The sequence below is a fragment of the Shewanella sp. SG44-6 genome, assembly GCF_014164185.1.
Classification (GTDB): domain Bacteria; phylum Pseudomonadota; class Gammaproteobacteria; order Enterobacterales; family Shewanellaceae; genus Shewanella; species Shewanella vesiculosa.
Genome location: NZ_JACJER010000060.1, coordinates 1 through 20,862, shown reverse-complemented (window position 1 = coordinate 20,862; position 20,862 = coordinate 1). Strand labels below are relative to the sequence as shown.

At 38.7% G+C, this 20,862-nt stretch carries 20 protein-coding genes; 8 read left to right on the top strand and 12 right to left on the bottom strand.

Annotated features, from left to right (window positions below; genetic code table 11):
• Positions 1-181 precede the first annotated feature (181 nt).
• The 8 genes from H5185_RS12160 (at position 182) to H5185_RS12125 (ending at position 8,416) form a co-directional block, all read left to right on the top strand.
• A complete protein-coding gene (locus tag H5185_RS12160) occupies positions 182-1,924 on the top strand; it encodes a DUF4942 domain-containing protein (RefSeq protein WP_182742217.1) in 1,743 nt (580 codons plus the stop codon).
• Positions 1,925-2,259: 335 nt separating this feature from the next.
• Positions 2,260-2,571: a hypothetical protein gene (locus H5185_RS12155; protein ID WP_182742216.1), complete on the top strand. Its 312-nt coding sequence runs from the start codon at positions 2,260-2,262 to the stop codon at positions 2,569-2,571.
• 366 nt (positions 2,572-2,937) lie between these two features.
• On the top strand, positions 2,938-4,359 hold the full coding sequence (locus tag H5185_RS12150) for a phosphoadenosine phosphosulfate reductase family protein (RefSeq protein WP_182742215.1): 1,422 nt from the start codon (positions 2,938-2,940) through the stop codon (positions 4,357-4,359).
• A gap of 76 nt (positions 4,360-4,435) precedes the next feature.
• The gene (locus H5185_RS12145) at positions 4,436-4,978 is read left to right on the top strand and encodes a hypothetical protein (protein WP_182742214.1); all 543 of its coding nucleotides are present in this window, start codon (positions 4,436-4,438) and stop codon (positions 4,976-4,978) included.
• Positions 4,979-5,436: 458 nt separating this feature from the next.
• Positions 5,437-5,622, top strand: coding sequence for a hypothetical protein (locus H5185_RS12140; RefSeq protein ID WP_182742213.1), 186 nt, complete (start codon positions 5,437-5,439; stop codon positions 5,620-5,622).
• A gap of 66 nt (positions 5,623-5,688) precedes the next feature.
• On the top strand, positions 5,689-6,309 hold the full coding sequence (locus H5185_RS12135; protein ID WP_182742212.1) for a hypothetical protein: 621 nt from the start codon (positions 5,689-5,691) through the stop codon (positions 6,307-6,309).
• Positions 6,310-6,625: 316 nt separating this feature from the next.
• Positions 6,626-6,964 (top strand): hypothetical protein, encoded by a 339-nt coding sequence (locus H5185_RS12130; protein ID WP_182742211.1) that lies wholly within the window; start codon positions 6,626-6,628, stop codon positions 6,962-6,964.
• 780 nt (positions 6,965-7,744) lie between these two features.
• Entirely contained in the window at positions 7,745-8,416 is a 672-nt protein-coding gene (locus H5185_RS12125) for a hypothetical protein (RefSeq protein WP_182742210.1), read from the top strand.
• Between the two features lie 326 nt (positions 8,417-8,742).
• Here H5185_RS12125 and H5185_RS12120 read toward each other — a convergent pair whose 3' ends face one another.
• From H5185_RS12120 to mobI, 12 genes are all read right to left on the bottom strand, one after another.
• Positions 8,743-9,042, bottom strand: coding sequence for a hypothetical protein (locus tag H5185_RS12120; RefSeq protein WP_182742209.1), 300 nt, complete (start codon positions 9,040-9,042; stop codon positions 8,743-8,745).
• A complete protein-coding gene (locus H5185_RS12115) occupies positions 9,042-9,506 on the bottom strand; it encodes a hypothetical protein (RefSeq protein WP_182742208.1) in 465 nt (154 codons plus the stop codon). The genes H5185_RS12120 and H5185_RS12115 overlap by 1 nt, the downstream gene beginning before the upstream one ends.
• A 4-nt stretch (positions 9,507-9,510) precedes the next feature.
• Positions 9,511-10,857 carry a TraB/VirB10 family protein gene (locus H5185_RS12110; protein ID WP_182742207.1) on the bottom strand — a complete coding sequence of 449 codons (1,347 nt, stop codon included), beginning with the start codon at positions 10,855-10,857 and terminating at the stop codon, positions 9,511-9,513.
• Between the two features lie 11 nt (positions 10,858-10,868).
• Positions 10,869-12,086 (bottom strand): type-F conjugative transfer system secretin TraK, encoded by a 1,218-nt coding sequence (locus tag H5185_RS12105; RefSeq protein WP_182742206.1) that lies wholly within the window; start codon positions 12,084-12,086, stop codon positions 10,869-10,871.
• Positions 12,086-12,688 carry a TraE/TraK family type IV conjugative transfer system protein gene (locus H5185_RS12100; protein WP_182742205.1) on the bottom strand — a complete coding sequence of 201 codons (603 nt, stop codon included), beginning with the start codon at positions 12,686-12,688 and terminating at the stop codon, positions 12,086-12,088. The genes H5185_RS12105 and H5185_RS12100 overlap by 1 nt, the downstream gene beginning before the upstream one ends.
• 83 nt (positions 12,689-12,771) lie before the next feature.
• Positions 12,772-13,068: a hypothetical protein gene (locus tag H5185_RS12095; RefSeq protein WP_182742204.1), complete on the bottom strand. Its 297-nt coding sequence runs from the start codon at positions 13,066-13,068 to the stop codon at positions 12,772-12,774.
• 64 nt (positions 13,069-13,132) lie between these two features.
• A complete protein-coding gene (locus tag H5185_RS12090; protein WP_182742203.1) occupies positions 13,133-13,546 on the bottom strand; it encodes a hypothetical protein in 414 nt (137 codons plus the stop codon).
• Between the two features lie 104 nt (positions 13,547-13,650).
• Entirely contained in the window at positions 13,651-14,292 is a 642-nt protein-coding gene (locus tag H5185_RS12085) for a DUF4400 domain-containing protein (RefSeq protein WP_182742202.1), read from the bottom strand.
• Between the two features lie 18 nt (positions 14,293-14,310).
• On the bottom strand, positions 14,311-16,176 hold the full coding sequence (gene traD, locus H5185_RS12080; RefSeq protein ID WP_182742201.1) for a conjugative transfer system coupling protein TraD: 1,866 nt from the start codon (positions 16,174-16,176) through the stop codon (positions 14,311-14,313).
• On the bottom strand, positions 16,166-18,775 hold the full coding sequence (gene mobH, locus H5185_RS12075; protein ID WP_182742200.1) for a MobH family relaxase: 2,610 nt from the start codon (positions 18,773-18,775) through the stop codon (positions 16,166-16,168). Before mobH ends, traD begins: the two co-directional genes overlap by 11 nt.
• A 7-nt stretch (positions 18,776-18,782) precedes the next feature.
• Positions 18,783-19,487: a hypothetical protein gene (locus tag H5185_RS12070; protein WP_182742199.1), complete on the bottom strand. Its 705-nt coding sequence runs from the start codon at positions 19,485-19,487 to the stop codon at positions 18,783-18,785.
• On the bottom strand, positions 19,480-19,941 hold the full coding sequence (mobI, locus tag H5185_RS12065; protein ID WP_182742198.1) for a conjugative transfer protein MobI(A/C): 462 nt from the start codon (positions 19,939-19,941) through the stop codon (positions 19,480-19,482). Before mobI ends, H5185_RS12070 begins: the two co-directional genes overlap by 8 nt.
• Positions 19,942-20,862: the final 921 nt, after the last annotated feature.

The window sequence follows — 20,862 nt, the reverse complement described above, 5'->3', positions numbered from 1 at the left end:
CATAAATAATCCCATCATGGGATTTTTGTTAATAACTCACTAAGCAACTGAAATTTATACTTAATGAATTTTAATTCGCAAAAAAAATAATCCGTAAAATATACCCTCAAATCCTTGTACCAAAAAATTTGTATGTTTAAATCAATACATCTTCATTCAGAATTAACTGAGATTTAGCATTATGAAACAATCAACACTAGCCTTGGTACAATCCCTTAAGGAAGCGACTCAAGATTTTGAGTGGTATCCTTCTTCCCAAGAACATATAGATATCGTGACTAACGACATAGCGCAAATCAACGTTCATTTTGATATCACTTCTCGTTACTCTGAGCCTGTAAAAGTGTTAGATGTTGGGGCAGGTGATGGACGGGTGTTAAAGTCAATTGAGGCTGCATTTTCTGAAAAAAGCAGTATATCAATTAGTCCCTTAGCTATAGAAAAAGCATCAGTGCATACATCTACCTATCGTAGTAAAGGCATTACATTATTAGGGACAGACTTCAATGAGATTAACTTCTTGTCTAAGCAATGTAATATTTGTTTCGTGAACCCTCCTTATAGTGTTTTTTCGGATTGGCTAAGTCGATTAATAAGCCAATTAAATTTCACCTTACTTTATGCAATTGTGCCTGAACGATGGCAAGATGACCCTGCTATACAGGAGGCTATCAAATTGCGTGGTATTAAATACACGAAGGTGCTTGCTCATTCTGACTTCATTAATGCCGATAGAAGCGCTCGAGCTAAAGTTCATATTGTTCGATTTAGCTTTGACGATTTGAACCCCGATTCTATAAGAAAGTTTGAAACACATTACAAACCTACCTTAGGCCGTAATCAAACAGATCCTTTTCAACAGTTTATTGAAGCTGAATTAGGTTTGAAAAAAACATATTCAGAAACTACTCAACGCTTTAGTGAGCAGGCCGAGAAGCAACGCATTAAAACTGAAATGGAAACTGAAGGCACACCAAAGCATGAAGTTATGGTTTCCAAAGGGGTGCTTTGGGCTTTGTTAAACAGTTATGAGCAAGATCTACAAAAAACTCTTGAGCAATATAAACTCATCGGACAGTTAAACCCGCAACTTTTAAAGGAGTTAGGCATTAAATATGAAAGTATTCTAGAAGCGGTGAAGGAAAAGCTTTTAGGATATCGCAACGTTTACTGGTCATTACTTTTTGAACATTTGGACGTTATATCAAGTCGTTTAACTGGAAAGCACAAAGCCTCTTTGCTTAAAACACTGAGCTCAAATGCATTAGATTTTACTTATTTGAATGCTCTGTATGTAATTAACTACGCGATAGAAATGGCTAATGAATTGATTGAGCAAAGCTTAGTAGATGTGTTTTTAGACCTTACTAGTACCGATGCTATTCTTAGGCACTATAAATCTAATGAGCGCTTATATCGGGATGATTGGCGTTACACTCGGGAGCCACAAGAAGGCGTTAAGTATTTGCTAGACTACCGATTCATCCATACCAGCTGGACCAACTTCGGTTCTAATTCATGGGAGCACGGTTTAGTTGAAGGTGCTCGGGTGTTTACTAATGACCTGATGGTTGCGCTTAAACTACTTGGCTATAACAATTTGTATGTAACTGACAATTACAAGGACATTCAAGCGGGTGGAAAGCTCTCTATAATGGGAGACAACCTATCTGGAGATACGATAGAGCTAGTTCATATCAAGTATTATAAAAATGGAAATCGTCACTTAAAGTTTAATCAAGAAGCCATGTTGAGATTTAATGTTACCGTATCACGAGTGTTGGGCTGGGTTCGTTCTAAAGAGGAATTTACAGAAGAGGCCGACACAGAACAACGAGTACCAGAAGGAGTATGGGTAATTAGTGATGATATGAAAATACGTTCTAATAACATCCCAATGTTGACAAACCTAAGAGCTGCGTAATCATGATGGCAGGGGTACACCCTCTGCCGTTGGCATACTCACTTTTCACTGCCTATTTAATGAAGACACTGTGATCAGCAACATACGCGCTGATATAGAGATAGAAGCGGAGAGGGGGGCTTATAAAGCTTAGAAAATGTAAGTTTACAACTGCATTGCTTATCAACAGAAGTCTATGATAATGATGGTGTATAAATCCTAGAGCATGAACAAAGGAATCACGACCTATTAAAATGTAAAAAACAGAATGCTTGAGTAATTGCCTAAACGTATTAACTTGGCACTACTTCAATCATAAAAATATTCTTAATTTTTAACTTAAGTTGGATTAATCAATGGATAAGCATGTGGCGCTTCTAGATTTAGTTGTTTTTTTGCTATTGTTAGCAGTAATAATAAGAATAATTTTCAACTATAAAGTTGAACAAATAAACAAAATAATTTCAGCCAAAACACGGACGGAAACAAGCAGCTCTGAAAACAACCTTCATTTATCATTCATTGAAGAAAACGAACAAATCAATGCCTTGTCTGCTAGGAGGAATGTCTTACATGCTTGTACGGCTATTTGTCTCATCCCATCATATTTGTTATTTCATTTTGACCATATAAGTTTGTTTAAAGGTTTAATATTTAGATTACTTTAATATTTACACCTGGTGAACTTCAGAGTAAATCACTAGAGCTTTTAGGTTTAAATAATCATAATTACTACCAATACAATACTGGCTATCTACCTACTGGTGGCCAGATATTCCACCAGCAATCTTCATCCATAACCTATTTTCGACTTATTATTTTTTACTTTACGCTTTTTCTAGTGAGTGATTCACAAACCCTTAAAAATCCCATCGTGGGAATCCCACAAAAACCACACCTATAGTATTGAATTTATTTAATTAACTACGAACTCTAAAAAACCGAAGTGATTACTTAAAAATTACCCTCAAAACCTTGTGCCGGAGAAAATGTATGTTGTAATAATTGCATACATCAAGACATTAGGTGACAACATGAGCTTAGCCAACATCATTAACAAATATGCGAAATCAGGATTTTGTCTACCTAAAGTAGAAGGGAAGAAGAATTTTTACATAGTCCCTATGTCAGGCGGTATTGACTCATTTGTGACTGCATATGTGATGAGAGCATTATTTCCAAAATTGCCAATATCCTACGTTCATGCTGATACAGGTATTGAGGCTGAAGGAACAGAACAGGCGCTAGAGCTTTTTGAATCAATAACAGGCAGTAAAATTCTTAGGCTCAAACCTAAAATTGGTTTACTTGAAGGTGTTGAGAAATACGGTAATTTCTTACCAAGTCAGAGGGCTCGTTCATGCACTCAAACGCTCAAGGTAAAGCCTATTCGAGCTTTCTTTGATGCATTAAAAGAGCGACATGGTGATGATTCAGTATTCCTACAGGCTGTTGGCATAAGAGCTGATGAAACACAAAGAAAGGGTATGGATTGGCAAGTAGATCACATCGCTTCATTCTACCCATTGCAAGCATTAGGACTTACTAAGTCCGATGTCAACTCTATCCTATCTGAGCTACAAGGGATTCCAACTTACTATTTAAACAAATCACGTTCCGGCTGCAAGATCTGTATTTTTTCAAGACGCAGTGAAATCATTGATGCTTGGAACACTTCACCAGTAGATCTAACTCGTGCAGCTATTACAGAAGATATCCCAAGTGAGACACTAAAGATTTATAATGCCTTACCAGAACAAATACCTTCATTACTTGGCGTAGCCCGTAATCATGTTAACTACTATCGTCCAGAATTATTAGGTAACCCAGCTGGTGGCTTTGAAATGATGAAGCGCGGCAAAAATAAGGTAACTGATAGTGTTGTAGACTTGTTTGGTGCCAGCTCAGCCAAAAAGCTCTATGCCGCTGTTGAGTATCATTACTATGCTAATAGCTACGGCATAGCCTCTAAACCTCATGTTTTTTATGAAAAGCTCATCAGTTATTCAACTACCCTTGGAGGAATAAAGATTGCTCTAAAGCATTGGTGGTTGCACCGCTTGCATACCAAGGAAATGTATCAAGGAACAGATTTGAATACTGAACGCCAAGTTTTCATCTATGAAATTGAAGTTGATAATTTTGATTCCGAAATACCTCCCACTCCTTCAGGAGTATTTACCTGGCAAAACGACCGGACGCCATTATTTGCAATACGTAAAACAACGGCGGTAATCGAGCGCATTTTACTCACAGAAGGTGAGAGACAAGCGGCCAAATCTGATGACCCTTATATTAGTAAGATTGCAAGTGCATCGCTTACAAAGCTAAATGACGCTAAAGATTATGGACGGGTCATTAGTATTATCGAATACAAAAAGCCTTCACTGGAAGAGCTGGTGGACGACATTGATATCACCGACGCACCAGTATCATGCATAGCATGCTCTAGATGATGTAACGCTAGATTAACGAGCTGCTATTTGTGGCTCTTTCAATAATCTTTAATATTTTTTGTCAGGAACTCATACCATGGAATTTGAAAATCATTCACCGTCACAGCTAAGAGCTATCATTGATCAAGCCGTTAATGGCGATCCCCAGAAACGCTCTACTTGGTCCGAAATGCTAAGTGAAGCAATGATAGGGAAAAAATATAAGGTACTTACAGATTTACTGTCTCACGGCAAAGGGTTCAACGATAAATCTAAGATCGCTTTCTGTGAAGCTGTAGGAGTAAAACCAGTTTTATCAATGAAGGGGATTGACCTAATTATCGCCCAGTATTGCAAAATCCCCCTTGAGAGCATGCTAGCGGAGCGAAAGCAGTCACAACTCAAAAGTGTATTGGCTACTAAGGAAAAGTTGCTTACAGCGTCATTCAGTAACGGCCCAGAAGTCATCGAATGGGTAAAAAATTTGGTTTCGAATGGGTATGTAGCCATAAAAACTCAAAACAAGAAGTCATACTTGGTTAATGATACTGGCGCTGGTTATGACTTGGTACGAACTGCCATAAAGAATTATGCAGTTGCATTGACAGAATACACTACGTTTACCAAGCCATCTTTATAATGTATTAACATCAAACCTATTATATAAATTAGCTGGTGGTTATTAACCGTCATGGCCACCAGCCATTAAAAACGCATCCGTAAAGAAAGCTTTTTTATAATTTCACTTTTATCCTTTCACCCTTTTTTTTCAAACCACATGCGATTATCAATACTGCTATGTGTGAGGCATTAACTTTATATCGAGTTTGCTACCACCGTGGGATAGGTCTAAATATATCTTCAAGCCGCTGATCATTAATGTGACTTACTCACTTAAGGCTTTCTAGTTGGGAATGACTCTTTTATCCTTTTTTAAATTCTTTTTGTTTTATTTTGCAGTGTTCATAAGTCTTGTTAGTTACTCACAATCACTCAATTTTAGTGATAACAAAAACACCCTCACTTACTTGTACTGCAAACTTTTTATGTTTTAATTTACATAATAATATCAATACCCTAACCAAGGAAGTATCACTCATGAATTTAAGTAAAATCCAAGTGCGCATCAATCAATGCGGCTCAAAAAAAGTAAAACAAATTGAATTGTTTTTAGGTGATTTACTATTTACTGCTGATGTATGTTCTGAGCGAGACATATCACTAGCTCAACGACTTGCCGATGAAAACAACATAATCCTGTATCGCATCGATTTAGAGCAATAAGAGGTGCCTATGATTACGTTACCTACATACAACTCAGAGCAACTGAAAGTTGTACAGGCAAACCCCATGAAAAGCTCTCCTGTATCACTCACAATCAGAAGCTTTGATTACTTAGCTAACTACCATGTCTTTCAACACCCTGACTCTGTGTGCAAGCATGATGAGATCACCGTGACCCTTTATTTCAACAATGTCCAAAATGGTGATCTGGGGTTTGAAAATGAGTTAGAAGAATTGTTAATCCCTTACGACAAATTAATTGAATGGTCTGAAGATATTGAAGGGTGTAAAACTTATTGCCGAATTTACCCTAATGGTAAGGCTATTGTTAAGAACGTAGACCCATACAGTGAGGGTTTAATATCGATTGAAGAAGTCGTCAAAGCATATCAGGCCAACAACATCGCCTCATTCTTGCAGCAGAACCTAGATTCCCAATTTGTCATGGATTGGAAAGTTCAGAACGTTATTTGTGAAAATCGTTCTCTCACTGAATCTCATTTAATGTATTCCAGTAACGTTAATGTCCATGAGCTTACTGAAGCATTGGCATCACGATCAAGGGTAGATAAAACGGTACTAAGTGTGAATACTTTACCATTCGATAAGAAGGTCCAATACCTATTGAATAATGGTTATTTAGCACCAGACTGTACCACCCCTGAGATTACTCCATTAAATTTTTAGGCCACCAGCCAAAAGCAATTCAGGAATAGGGCGTTTATATGCGCTCTATTTCAAATTCTTATTATTTTCTTTTGCGACAACAGCGTCGCAACCGTGAAATGAAGGCTTAAAAAGCAACTTATTTTCATGTTAACCACTAACATTATTGGATTTTTATATTTACAACCAACTTAACCTTGCAACTATAAGTTTTTGTATTTTAACCCTTTTGCTAATCCCAATGTCCTTAAGAAGATAAAACATGACTGAAAGTGAATACAACGTAAATAAATGAACAATTTTAAACCAACTTATTTAATTCTGGTGGACCTATATTATGTATATCGATTCTAACGTGTCTCTTCTACCTTGTGAGCAAATAGCAAAATTGTTTGTTATTAACATCGGCATACAAAGGGCACACCGTTTATTAGATTTAGTCACTAACAGAATAAAGAGGCGCATCGATGCAGGCAACGCTAAATCCTTTGGCCAGTTCTTGGATGAATCATGCATTCGAAGAAGTCCCTGGGAAGTTGATTTGATGTTTAATATCAAAATGGGGCTGTCATTAACAGATGACTACAACACGCCTGCAGCAGCAAGAGGGAGGATATTAAAAAGGATTTCGGACAGAAAGCTTAAAGAGCATCAAAAAAACAATAAAAAGCCCTAAAAAGCGCAACCGGTGAAGAATTCTATTAGTCGCTGCATCTATAACTAAATGGTGTTCCCCTCTGTAAGGCCAACACGATACGACGCAGTTGTTAATAACTCACGAATTATAATTATCATGCTCTACTGTAGGAATTCTTCATCGTAATATAAGTTAACCAGTAACAATTTAGGTTTGGGCAAATAACTCATTGAATATTAGATATTTCCGCTCACTTCCTTGCATCGAATGATTTCTGTGATGTAATAGATACATCTGAAAGAAAAGAGGTTTGGTTATGGGTATCAGTGATTGGTATAACAACATGAGCATTACGGTCCCAAGTGTGAGTCCAGATAACGGTAATTTTAGTAACTGGTACTACGGGAATGATTACAAAACAATTTATGTAAGTTATGAATGTGGCTGTTCATTAGAAGTAGATACCTCTAGCGGTAACCAGAAGTGGCGATAGCCGTAACGAATCCCATCACAGGCGAACTGTACAATATGCATTTTTAGAGTGATATAAAGAATATTTGAATACCCATTATAATAAGTAGCATAGCAATAACTCCTCCCGCATTCTTTGCGGGTTTTTTTTCCTCTCTTTTTAAATTTTGTTAAGCAGTCACAAATCTTTCCTTTCTACCAGCACTGTAATTAGTTGATAAATAACTATTAACCCATCACATGCATGAACGTAAAAATTACCCTCACTTCCTTGTGTCAGTAACTTTCTATGGTTAAATAATTTATTAACCAAACAACTTTCTAGGAGTGATTATGGAAGCGCGTATATTGAAAGGTGATATTTTAACAACGACAGGCAAGTGCTTTGTAAGCCATAAAACCGCTTCTGGAGCCCGTAAATGGCGCGTACCAAAGCAAACGCATTTAGCTGAACCCAATGACTTTACTCCTATCGAACTGAAGCCTAATCAATTCGTGCTGCGCCATCGATTATCAGTTGACCTTAAGCAAGCCTCGGTTACTCCGAATTACGCAACTCAAAACCTAACATTCAATGTCTTCGGTTATATAACTCCATGGCCATTCATAGTGTCACTGGCCAACGGGGTTGATTACAACACGGCGCTTATTATTGCTAATACCTTTAATGCTGAGAAATATGTGAGTGATGAACAAAATAAGGAAGCTGCAGCTATCGCCTTAAGAGAATCAAAGGCAGCGGAAAAGAAGACAAAAATAGATAAAGAAATAGAGGCTATTGGGTGTTCGATTAATGACGCCATCAACTCGGCTTTACTAAAAGCTAAGACTGCTGCTATTTGCCTTAAGCGCTCACCAGATATCGATAAGCTCAAGAATGCTGAGCTAAATATTCGTAAAATGCGTCACATTAGTTTTGACGTAGATGACTACCTCAATGATTACATCCACGTTGGTAAACGCGATATATGGCCATTTGGCGATCTTTACGCTGAACTAAAGACAAAATTATTTAAATGATATTTATTTTAAGAGGAGGGAGAGCGCAGCCGCTTAAGAGTTGCCGACCTAACGCTCAAATTGTTAGTGGTTAACATTACCGATGCGAGAGTGCTGACCTAATTAGCCCAAAAGAAAGATAAAAACGCATCCGCAGAAGTTGTTTCTGTGGAGCTCATTGTATTTGTTAGCGCCATACAATTTTAAAGTCCGATCATATTAATTCCGTGAACGTCTTACTTAAGGTGTGGCTTTATAGCTTTTCGACTTGTTTAAATGTTAATGGTTTACAGGAATGAAAAGGCCGCTCCTGTTGAGAGCGGCCAAAAGTAATTAAGCTGGTGTCACTAGTAGGTGTAAATCCCTAAGTTACAATCACCATCAACGTCATAGCTAACTGAAGTGATTATAGGTGGCTCACCTAAAACCCTTGTATCAACTTCTAACGAGTCTTCATCGTGCATTTCAAGTAGGGCTTGCTTATATCTAAAACCTATCACCTTGAGTTCGTCAGTAGCTTTCCTACTTAACTTCGCTTTTATACTGTTTGGGGTATCAGCTTCGCTTGGGCAATATTTTACTGTTAGTGTTTCACTATGAGCTGTTCCAGCTAGAGTTAGTAAGGCTAATACAATTATTTTTTTCATTATAAACCACCTTCTTCAATAAGCTTTGCTAACTCAGCTTTAACTACATCGATATCAGCAATGTTAATCAAATACTGGTCAGGCACATCGCCGAGGGCATACTTTGAATCAATTACAAGATAACCTGAGTCTGTGTAACCATTCACCAGTTCTGTTATAGCAAATTGGAGCTGTTTTGTTTCTAAGTCTGACCACTGCTCGGCAACTTCAGGTATATTCAAGACCTTCACTTGTGCGTTATCGAGCCTCAAGTTTTCTATCTTGTTCGTTGCACTAATGTCTGCGGCCATATATGAGAAAAAACCGACAACTGCTGCTATCACGAACGTAGAAAGTGAATCAGCTATTCTGCCATTTTTGTTAACGACTAAATTAGTTTTTATCTCAGCATTAGACTCTACATGTGTAACATCTGGTGTATCTCTTGTGGCTGATAGAGGTTTAATATCGTTATCATCATTCATACTATTATCCTTTCCACTTTAGCGATTGACCACGCTGCACCACTAAATCTACACCTTCGATACCAGGTTGCATTTCTAAATATGGTCGAGCTTCATTTGCTAGCTCTAAATAGAACTCCGCAATTTTATCAAAGCCGGTTACCGCGCCTCCAGCCGCCGCTGAACCTATAACACCGTTAAAGTCTGGTTGATTTTGATTACCGCTACCTCTCGCTAAACTTACGCTAGTTTCCGCAAGTGTGCTGTAAACACCAGCGATAGCTGATTGCTTCACTGCTTCACCAAAGCGGGTTACCATCTTAGCAGGCATGCCGCCCTGACCATCCGGACCTTGTGCTGACGCCATTAGAGGTTGTTCTATAGCTCGACCTTCCTCATCGATACAGGATATGGTTTCTGCCCTAATGGATACGCGACGAGTAGATAAATCGCCTCTTGCTGAACCGATGACAATACAGCCGCGCAAATCAATTGAGAAATTATTTGGCATGATCCCTTCTTTAGTGATTTTTATCATCACTGGGGCAGGGTCCCTATCTGCATTACCGCTGGTGGGTACGTTATGACCAGTTACCAACGTTCCAGTTAATACTGTTCCAGCTGACAACCAAGACTCATTCTCTTGATTTTGGACATTGTTTACATCACCTAAATCCTCTTGAGCTACTGATTTTTTGGCTTTTTCTGCAGCTGCTGTTAATTTAGGATTATTTGTATCTTCCTCACTGGAAGTATCACCTACCATTTCACTTCCACGACTTAAACTTAACTGTCTTCTCTGGGGGCTTGGTGCTGGCAAAGACTGCTGGTTAAGTTGTTGTTGCTTCATAATTGGATTAAGCGAGAACTGCCCAGGCTTAGGTTCATATGCTGGTTTTTGAGTACCAGCAAAATTATTACCACTCCCTGATTGTGGGTTAGTCACATTTTTTGTGATGTAATTACTTAACGAATCAACCTGCCTAAGTAACTCATTCATTTTCTCGGTAGTACCTGCAGCCTCTAATCTTGCTTGATCTATTTGTTGTTGCAATCGATTCTCTGAAGCTTTCTGCTCCATTTCTTTTGCATCAATTTTAGCTTCCCTGGACTTAATTTGGTTTTTCAAAGCTTCAAGCTTGGCTTCAGTATGCTGAGCATCCATCTTGTCAGCTCCTGCAGTCGAAGCAAATACCGATGTAGGTTGAACATACTTTTGTCTCGCTTGAGGTTGATTATCAAGTGTTGGAAACATGATATCCACCATGTAATACAGTGGAACCGACGCCACCAAGACCAAAACGGTTAAGCGCACTTTAGATGGTTGTTCAACCCACCATGAACGCGCCTTTTCTATATGTTGATTAATCATAGTGATACCCCTTAATTCGCCACTCTTTTACGTTTAGGCTTGCGACTTTGACGTTCAAAGTAAAAACGGTCCCTAACAATATAAACTTCTGCACTCTCACCAGGAGCTAAAGTTGCTTTATCTAGTACGGCCACCGCTATCACATCTTCTTTGTTTTCACCCATGCAGGATTCATCCCTGAATGTACGCAAACCATTCACATCATTTCTAATTTCAATAATATCAACCACTGTCCTCGCACCTACTAGTTGTTGCTTAACTTCATGGTATAGAGGTAATATTTTGCTTATTTCACAAGGAAACCGTTTTGCTGGATCAATCTCATTGCCTTCTAATAATTCATAACCGGTAGGGATATCTGCTAAAGCGACCTTCTCAAGTAAAGTCATTATTGAATTTACATGAGCATCGGCACCATTTGGGTTTTGCATAGAGAAAAGACGTTCCCGTTCCGCTTGCTTTGCCGCCTCGAGCTCAAGCAGTTCTTCTTCTTCGCTTGTAGCTATCGCCAATCGCTGAGCTTCTTTTTGTGACCTATTCATATCGACTTTTAATTCAACCATTACTGGTGGAACATCAAGCGGGATCAACGTTAAGTTAACAGCCGTTTCTGGAGCGCCTTCTTCTTCAAGAATTAAATCTATTGAGTTAACGTTAGAACCAGGAACGATATAAACGAATGACCCATCAGCATGTATTAGTGCTGCATCTGCTGGAACGGATGTGGTAGTTTTCACATTTTTAAACTCGGTCCAAATTCGGTTCGTCATACCCGCGCTAATAGGAATTAATTCAGTATGGCCAGCTTTGATACTGACTTTTTGATGACTCTTATATTTTTTTCGAATTTTGTCCATCGAATCATCGCGACCCGAAACAACATTTTGAGCTTTAATTGCTTGGTCAAAATTAACTGGGGTAGAAAGAGCAGGCCCAACTTCAGGCTTAACACCGATACTCGGCACACCATTCACTGTTGTGATAGCTAAATTTGGCTGCTCTTTGATATCTATCCCTGCTGCCGTCATCGCTCTATCCATTGCTGCCATCGTAGCAGCTTCAGCTGCATTTTCTGGCACTCGCTCAGTTACCAATAGCTGATTAGAGTCTGTGACTTGTCGCTCTTCAGAAATGGCTTCCGTAGGCAAATCGTAGATCGATTCATTCACAGCAAGCGCAGCAAATGAGTAAGTAAAGGCGACTAGACCTAAAAATGCTTTATTTCTCATTATTTTTCACCCTTTGATTCTTCGTATCTAATAATTTCAGAACCTTCCAAAACTAAATTTGGATTTTCATTCATTGACGCTGCAATTTCCCTTTCTCGTTTAGACGGTATAACTAACTCAGCGTACTGTTGAATATCTAGAATTCGTGGATAGCCACCTCTTGCTCCTATACGGATTTCAAAAGTCCAAGGGGTAGCATCTGTAGCGCCAGAACGGATCGATATTGTTTTTTTCTCACCGAATATCCAAACATAATCAACTGCAGTGCTATAAGCTGCATCACTTAAAGTAAACTCCTGCCTAACGCCACGGAGTTCATTTTCTTCTAGCATACTCAGTATCGACGACTCGGCTTTACTTGGGTTTAATTCTGGCGGGACAAGGCTAACAATTCGGTCTATGACAAATTGATAATTCTTTTTGTTGACATTACCCAATAAGGTTGCAATCGATATAGCCCATTGAATTTTGAATTCTTTATTGGCGGTATTACCTGCTTCCATGATAATCGGTTCATTAAAATTGGGTGGTACAGCAACAACCGACTCTTTTTTATTAAAGAGCATTAATAGTAGAATAATAATGCCTATTGATAATGCCAAATTAGCTCTACTTGTATTGTGAGTCGATTTGTTTAAATTGTCATATGACTCAATAGCTTTTGACTTAAATAGCATCTTTAACCTCACTTAAAGTATTTCTTAATTGCAGGGCTTGGAATTTGGTATTTGTCATCAACGACCCACACCCCCCAATGCCAGAAAAAGTGTTTTACAATACCCCTGCCGTAACGTTGAATCATTTTCTCCATCCATAGGCCGACTACGATAGAAGTAATCATTGCGATGTTAAAATGACTAAGATAAATGCCAAAAACCATTATGACGGCTATTAATTTCACTGTGACAAGGTGAATTACACCTAATTTGATCTCACCATTAACACGCTTAGGGAGTTTTTTTGTTGTTTCTGAACCGCTCATTTTCACCACCAAAAACTAACAAAAAAGAGGGGATATACCCCTCTTTGATGTAGGAAAAGCTAAATTAATGCAATTCTTTTAATGCCTTTAGGCTTTCTACTGTAATTGTTAAGCTTGTATCGATAGTACCTGCAGCATTCGCTACAACTAAAAGCGTAACAACACTTGCAGCAAAACCGATTAAGTTAGGTTTTACTACCGAGAACATAAGAACACCCAAAATCCCAAGACCCATTAATACCTTAGCTGGAGAGCCAGTTAGCAAGCCTTTTACTTCATCCCACATTTGGTCAAACTGAGTATGCAATGTTGCACTACCAGCACTTACGGCATCAGCGTTACCAGAGGTGGCAATCAAATATACTAGGAAGGCAACAGCAAGGATTGCTAAAGCACCTACTAAGCGCATTGATTTGTTGTTCTTAAAGTTTTCTGTAGCAGCACTCATAAACGATGTTCCTTTTTTAGATTCAGTCATTCTTAATCTCCAAGATATATGTTTTTAACTATCCGGAAACCATTTTAGAATGTTTAGGTTGTTTGTCTACACATTTTTTTATATCTGTAAGATTAGGTGTCTTGTTACATGACTTTTGATGCATTAGATATTAGATTTCTGGCTAAAAGTGCTATACCCAATCCAACAAACAAAGGAAATAATGGATTCATAAGCCCTGCTGATGGAACAATAAAATATAGCTTCACACAAACAATACCTAATATTGCTAACCAATATGAAAGACGGAAATAACCTGTTGAGCTAATTGTAAATTCATGCTGTTTAATTTTTCGTTTATAGTATCCATCGGCTAATGCTGCGAAGAACATTGGTAAAATTAAAAATGCCCAAAATAAGGTCACGCTAGCCCGCATACAAGCTTGATACCAGAGCATTTTAAGGTTCTCAGAGATCCGAGCCATTGGTGTCCTCCAGTAGGTATCACCTTTCAAGCCCGTCTCCATCGTTAATGTATTTAAAAAACCACTGAATCCTGATTTCTCAAAAGTAAACCGGTACCATGATTTGGCTCTATTAATAATTACCAGAGCACTCTTATCACCCAAGGTCTTGTCAATTTGGTGTACCTCTTCAGTTAATGACTCTTTGAAGGTATCTGGTTCCATTACCACAAAAACGTAAGCTAGGATAAAAAAGAATACTATCAATGCAATTCTACCCGCCGCCGAATTTGAGTTAACATCTGAATTTTCTAGTTCCAACATGCTTTAATCCTGTTTTATTTACTTTAAAATTGGGACTCTTCCCAAAACCATACGACCGTCAGCTAACCTAGCTAAATATTGAAACTTAGGTAATGCTCCTAATAGAGCTATCGGGAAGGAAACCTTATCAGCCTCCATTATCCTTTCACCAACACTGCCACTATATGAAGCTAATCCAGTGCTGGTATTGGTCGAGTTATTCAACTGCCACTGCTTCACCTTGATAGGGACCTCTGGCAGCTGCTCTTTCATAAGATTTTTAGTTTGCGTATCGAGTACACGCATACAAAACCAATTTGACGTTAAACCCACTATGCGATCAGCTAAATCTTTACCTGCGACCTCAGCTAAGTCGGCATACGACTGCGTTGCTACATGAAGCTCGTATTTAGCTCCACGCCCTTGAGCCATTAAGTTGATTAAACCATCAGATATTGCCGCATGTGCTTCATCAACAAATACCGCAGTTCTCCTACCTTCGCCCTGTTCATGGTTGTATCGTGTTGCAGCTGCAGCACAAGCATCTTCCATAATAAGTTTGGATACGACAGATGAAATCTCTGAGTTACCCATAGAATCGGTTGCTACATAAAGAACACCACCAGTATCCGCAAACTTCTTCAAATCTATAATAGGTCGAGGATCGTCGGCGTCGGGATCGGGACTTAATAACTCATCCAAAGGGGAAGCTGTAAGTTGTTGAAGTATGGGTTTGGTACTTGCCAGCATTTTCGATTGATGCGAGGCATCGTGAGTAACAAATCCTAAAAAACCTGAAATCGTGTCATTGCCATGGCCTGAAGGGACCAATGTATTTTTGTAATACATAATCATCCCTGTTAGCAGTGAGCCTCCACCAACTTTTTCAAATGGTTCTGTCATTGTGCTTCGCCAATTAGAACCGATATGTTTTTGTAAAATCATATCTAAACCTTCTTCAGCCAGTTCATATTTGCGATTAAGCATATAATCTGAAATAGATTTGATAGAAGGTTTTCGCCCAACAAATCGCAAGGCGTCTGCTGTTAGGTAAAAACTGTCCCAAGCATAAGCCTTAAACGCACCTGAATCTCCATCACCATCCAACGTATTAGCCAATCGGCTTGCCAGCTCAGTCGTAACCGTAAAGTTTTTAGTCGGGTCGATTCTTACTGATATAGAAGGGTTTGCGGTACTAAAATAATAAAAAGGTACGCCGAGAGCTTCGCATTCTGCTTTTAATCGTTTACGCCAATTAGGATCATTTTTGGGGTCAGTAACCAATACTGAGCAACCTCTATGTAACGAGTTGGTTGAAGCCATGGTTAGCATTACTGTTTTACCAACACCAGGTAAGCCAGTATATAAATTATGCGAGTAGTGGATACTTGCATCAGCGATAATTTCTTTTTCATCACCGACCCCATTAATCCAAGCGTATCCTTCTAACTCAGCGGTATCTTTTTTCCATTTGTTTTTTACTGGGTTCAACCAAATAGGAAGTTTGTTGACTCGATCTTTATCTGTCATGCCTTGAAGCTGATAAGCTCGATTCGCCATTTCAACATCCCACTCAAAACCTTTACCTAAGAATGATTTAGTTTGGTCTTTAAGATTACGCTCTCTAAATTCATTGGCATCTAAGAAATAATAGTAATTAAACTGTAGCTTAAGTTGTCGCCTCAACAGGGGAAGGGCATCTTTAAACCTCTTAACACACATCCCACAAGAGGCTGCAATAATTGATAATGGAAGCACTGCTAATTGAGGGGAGTCAGCTGTATGGGCAGACCAAGCACCTAAAGTACCTACTACTGATGCAGCCCAAAAGTATGAAGACTTCAATTCAAAGATTGGCCTAAACAAATTTTCCAGATAAATACCGTTGGAGTTATTACTGCTCATTTTTAAAACCCTCAAAATTAATTAATAACCAAGGCGTACCCTCGATTCGCTCTAATGATTGCGTTGCTTTACCTACAGCTTTTTTAAGTTCTAACAACGGTGCCCCTTTACGCTGGCTATCTACATATTTAGACAAACACTCTTTTAAATTGAAAAGTTTATCCCCACGGTCATTTATTATTGACAATGGTTCACCTTGAACCTGCATCCAAGACATGAACATTGATACTTCATCTGTACCTATTAACGGCTTCGGCGATTCCTCAAAATCCAAATCAGTAGATAAACTCATATTGGAGTCCAAAGGTTTAGCGGAAATAGATGGAGTCACAGCATTGGTTTTCTTAGACTTGGGTTCTGGGTTTTTAACTTGACCAAAAAGCTCAGTAAGTTCTGGATTGAATTTGATTCGATAACACCACTTGAAATCGTTTCCGAACTTGACCTTCTCAGTCGTTTTTCTTGGTGTTTTAGGATTTAGAATCAAAAGCCCGTCATTTTTTAAACGATGGATCTCATCACCGATTTCTCTTACTAATGAATTAGCTATTTCATTTGGTAGATTTAAAGATTTATCTAATAATGTGAAATCTCTACCTACTAATAAATCACCAGATTCGACACCTTCAACAAATGACGTAATCAGATTGTCAGTTATGCCACCAGCAATGCTAGTAAATAGATTTTGTCTGTTTGGCTTATCATTGCTCAATGTATTATCTTGATCGTTAGGTTTAACAGCGGAAACTTCTACATCTGAGGCCAGATTGCTGCCTACTTGAGGTGGTGGTTCATGCGAATCACTCACAGGTATATTAGAAATAGATTTTTTCAATGAAGCTTCACCACCTGCAGTGACTTCACTTTTACCAGCTTTTGGCTTAACAGCCTTTACCTTAGGCGATGCATCATTAACAACGCTATCCTGCGTCTGTGATTTAGCTGTTATATCATCAGATTGAATGGCAACACCTTTGCTAGTAGGATCAACATTTACCTCAGCTGGAGGCTTAGCATTAGCAAATACAATTCCTTTGAAAGCATCTTTCTTTTCCGGATGTGAGCTTTCATCTTTTTCTGACTTAGTAGCCCCATTTTTACCAGTAGTCTTTTGTAACGAAGACTTTGAAGTAACCTTAGCAGGCTTATTAGTGCTTTTAGCTTCAGGAGACTTATTTGCCAATTTACTTTTCACAGCTTGTTCCGCTGGAGACTCAACCTCTTTAGGCTCAACACTTTCAACCTCAGGTTGCGCAGTCGGGGTAATATCAAACTCTTCTACAGTCGAATTGGGGTGATAGATAACACCTTTGTAACCATCTTTTGTTACTTCGATGCGCCCTGATGAACCTCTCGGAATGATTTCATCCTCAAATAGCATCCCAGCCCATTTCAATTTAATCAGACGGTCAGGCCTGCCAGAACATCCATCAGGCATAAAGTAACCGGTATTGTAATTTTCGATGATAGGCTCTACTAAACGGCGCTCTAAAAGCATTTCAGTCATAATGGTTGCTTGACTAGGAACACTCCACCCATCACTCCTTAATTCGTCCATGATTAATTGAATTGCGCCTGGGTAGGTGACAAATGCATCTTGACCTATAACCCAAATTTTACTTTCGTTAAGGACGTTGATTTTCCACTCACGCCTAATCATTGTCAGTTTTTTAACAAAGGCGGCTTCCAAGGTTTGCTTTCTTCCACCCGTCAACCTATCCCATTGCCATTTCATATCATTATGAACAGAACGGGCTTCTCCCTTTTTTAATGACTGCAAAATTGGGTTATGACCATTATCTATGCCGCTCAAAGCCTCTTGCATCATAATTTGAAGGTCGTCCGAGCCATCAAACAAGAAACGCTTTGCTTCAGAGGTTAATATTCTCTCTAAAATAATCGCCGCTAGACCAGTATGTTTTCCGTGTCTCGATGTGTGACGCCACTCAACTTGATATTTTTCTACTTGATTATCATTCTGCCAAGTATATATGTCCTGTGAATTGGGGTTCCATACCAAACCAGAAGGTGCAATGACCTTCATATCAAATAGTGGTTTTCCTAAATCATGCGCCAAACCTGTAATCCAGGCGGCATATTCCCAGCGCGCTCTTTTAGAAATCAATTCGTCTGGAAATCTCACAGCAGGCAACTCAAGCTTAGTGAGATGCCTTAAAGAATAAAGGCTAACCTCAAGGCTATGTCTAACCAAACCTCCAACAGCTGCATGATGATGATTTTCTGAAGCAGGCAATAAATGTGCATAACCTATAAATTTTTCTACTACTGACAAGACCAATGTCTGGTAGTTGAAAATACGGGTTTTATGATTTAAGACACTCTCATTAAACCCTAATTGCATTGGGTCTATTAAACCCAACTCGAACTTACAAAGTTTCAATAAATCATTCTGAGCAGCACAAATCACTTCAACAGTATGAATTTCTACACCATCAGCCCTTGGGGGATAGGCGATGCTATCAATCATCGCCTTACTAGATTCAAGGTTAATGATTTTTTTCTTAGAAGGAGTTGCTGGTAATCGATCGCCTAGCAATCGGCCCACAAAACCAGCAAACTTACCTTTCAAGTTAATCATCAATTATTTACCCATTAATTACTTGTTGATTATTGTTATCACTTAAAGAATTTTCTGCTTCATCCGATTCCATTTCAGACAGATCTACATTCAAGTCTTTTAGTAGTGACTGGTACTCTTCATCTGAAAACAAACCGCCTTTTCTATCCTTGCTTCGAAATGCTACATAGCGCATACGCTTATATAGATTTTTAATCGCATTCTTGCAAAGGCCTTGCACCTGCACATTGCTGTTGTCACCAACAAATCCAAGGACCCATAAATTCTCATAATCTGAAGTTGCTTTATCCAGAACCTCAATAGACTCAAATACACGCCAAAAGATTGGATGAGTAACGCGCCACGTAAATGAAAACTCTTCAGGTGTATCAACTTTAAAGCTCGTTGCTTCGCTATTAATACCTTCAAGCTCAGTAGCTACAAGCTTGGTTATAACCTCAGCTTTAGACGCTAATTGATTTAATTCAGCAGCCATCCATGTTTCAAATCGTTCATGAATATCTTGGTGCCGGCTGGTCATAATTGAAAGCGCGCCAATTCTGCCAATCGTTTCCTCAAACTTATCTGCAGCGCTAAAAAAGTGTGAATATAAAATCTCACTAGAAACCTTCACCTTTGCCTGAACACCTTTTCGTGGACGTATACCAGGTACTGTCATTCGGTTAGTTGGCTTTTGGTTAGCCGCTTTACTCTTTATTGTTAACTCAGGCATCTTGGATCTCCTTTTTAATATAATTTCGAATTTGTCTATTCAATTTGATTTTGCTTTCATGAAGCACCGTTATCACGCCTCTTAACAATGCCAATTCTTTTTCAGTTCGCTCAATTAACTCACGCTCCCAATCTGGTGATCTGGACGCGATTGAATCCGCTGAATAACCACGAACACCTTCTGGGATTTTGTCACCCCAACTTTTACTACGCTTACCAAGTCGGCCAGGTGAAAACCTAAGCCACTCCAAATACAACTTGCCTGTGCGTGTAACAGCCCTAGGAGCAACCTCGCCACCAAGAAACTCGCCTGGCTTAGAGTATTTTTTTAACTCAGCATTCTTCATGCGCCACTCTAACCAATATTCATCGATTAGCTCTACCGCCATTCCTTCGAGCTCGGACCTCTGCTTCTCTATGCCATCAATGGCAGTTTGGAGAAATTTAATATACATAGTTACGTACCTAGTTTGTTCGGTGTAGGGTTACTGCACCCCGTACCCTGTAGGATGAAACAACATCACTAGTTCGGTGTAGAGGTGGTGCAATACAACCGGAAATAATTGAGAGTCATAAAACACCTGACAAACAGACTTATAAATCCAGTCATCTACACTAGTTCGGTGTAGGAATCATGTTTTGTAAATCTTCAACCCCGAATGTCGTTATTAATCTCAAAAGTGAAAAGCTGTAATCTTATCTCTCACACTTTCTCTACTAGTTCGGTGTAGGGTTAGCGCTTCTAATGGATATTAAACTTAGCTCTAACTCTTATTTGTTTAGACTAAACTTCATTAATAGAAGTCAAACCAATCTCTCTACTAGTTCGGTGTAGATTTGATGTTAGTAATTCACAAATTCAAACCACATTCGATTTATAAACATGATTCGTTATAATTGCAAGATTAAGTTGTCTAAATATATAGGCGATAAAAATTTTACTGAGCAGTAATGAATAACCAATAAGCCTAAGATGTCTTAGCCTTGTAGGTAATAAATTTGAGAAAAATCATAAAAATCGGCTAAATACCGACATAGACGCTTTAGAAACAAAAAAATCCCCCCCGTTTTGGTGACTTTTGATGGATTTATATTTAAATCTAACCACAAATCAACGTTTTCGGGTAAGAAGCCCAAAAACCTTACAGGTTTGGGGAGCTTTTGGTATTCAATCTATTTAACTCATAGTGGAGACTTGTGCTAGCTGGCCAAACACTACCAGTTTGGGTGGAGTTTGGTATTAATTAAAGCTGTCGCTGGAAGCAAAGTCTGACATAGGCAGCTTTCAGCTTTCAATAACTTACCGAAAAGATATAACTATACTCTGACATAAAATGTACCCATAGTCTGACAAATTGGAACTGCACCTAGATACT